Annotated in this window: 1 protein-coding gene; it reads left to right on the top strand. The window is 69.9% G+C overall.

Annotation, left to right across the window (positions count from 1 at the left end):
* Window positions 1–147 precede the first annotated feature (147 nt).
* The gene (locus tag AB0K18_RS50270) at window positions 148–1,341 is read left to right on the top strand and encodes an ISAs1 family transposase (protein WP_364930289.1); all 1,194 of its coding nucleotides are present in this window, start codon (window positions 148–150) and stop codon (window positions 1,339–1,341) included.
* The last annotated feature ends 16 nt before the right edge of the window (window positions 1,342–1,357 follow it).

Genomic DNA, 1,357 nt, shown 5'->3' on the forward strand with positions numbered 1-1,357 from the left:
CAGGGCCGTTGCGTTCTCGACGGGTGAGACTGTTGAACCCCTGAGCCGGGTGGGCAAGTAGAGGCGCCCCAGTGCGGAGATGACGAACGCGACCCCTCATGATCGTCGGTGTCTAGCCAGTCGATCAAGAACAGGGGCCGCGTTCGCGTGCCATCATCCCCGATCGACGTGCTCTTCCGCCACCTGGAGCACGTCACTCTCACCGATCCCGCCTCCGACCTGCCCACCCTGGCCGAGGTGCTGGATGCCGTACCCGACCCACGCCACCGCCGGGGACGCCGCTACCGGCTCGGCCCGCTGCTCGCGTTATCCCTGCTCGCCGTCCTCAGCGGAGCGACATCCCTGGCGAAGATCACCCGGTTCGTCGCCGCATACGACCCCGACCTGCGCACCCAGCTCGGGCTTCCGGCCACCACCCCGCTGGCCGCCAGCACCCTCGGCCGGCTGCTGGCCCGCCTCGACGGCGATGCCTTCGACGCCGCGACCTGCGCCTACCTCTCCGCGATCACCGGCCACCCGCCAGAAACGACCCCCCAGACGACTACTGCCACCAGAACACCCCTGCTCGGCCTGGCCGTGGACGGCAAGACCCTGCGCGGCAGCCGCACCGGCGACGGCGTGGTCCACCTGCTGGCCGCCGTCCGGCACGACACCCAGACCGTGCTCGCCCAGCGGCAGGTCGAAGCCAAGAGCAACGAGATCCCCGCCTTCACACCCCTGCTATCCGGCCTGGACCTGTCCACCATGGTCATCACCGCCGACGCCCTGCACACACAAGCCGAGCACGCCCGGCAGATCGCCGCCGCCGGCGGCCACTACCTGTTCATCGCCAAGGCCAACCAGCCCACGCTCCACCGCAGGCTCAAAGCACTGCCCTGGCGCGAAGCGGTCCTCAACGACCGCACCGACGAGCGCGGGCACGGACGCCGCGAGATCCGCCGCATGAAAATCTGCACCGCCCGCCCCGGCCTGCCCTTTCCCCACGCCGCCCAGGCCATCCAGGTCAAACGTCGCCGCACCGACCTCAAGACCGGCAAGACCACCATCGTCACGATCTACGCCATCACCAGCCTGCCACCGGGCCGCATCACCCACGCCCAGCTCGCCGCACTGATCCGCGGGCACTGGAGCGTCGAGGCCCTGCACCACATCCGCGACGTCACCTACCGCGAAGACGCCTGCAAGGTCCGCACCGGCAACGCGCCCCGAATCCTGGCCAGCCTCCGCAACCTCGCCGTCGGCCTGACCCGCCTCATCGGCTGGACCAACATCACCGCCGCCACCGACCACTACCGCAGCCACCCCGCCGACGGTCTCCAGCTCCTCGGTCTCACCACATGAGAACGCTTCAGCCCTG

It is taken from the genome of Nonomuraea sp. NPDC049421 (assembly GCF_040677005.1).
Classification (GTDB): Bacteria; Actinomycetota; Actinomycetes; order Streptosporangiales; family Streptosporangiaceae; genus Nonomuraea; species Nonomuraea salmonea.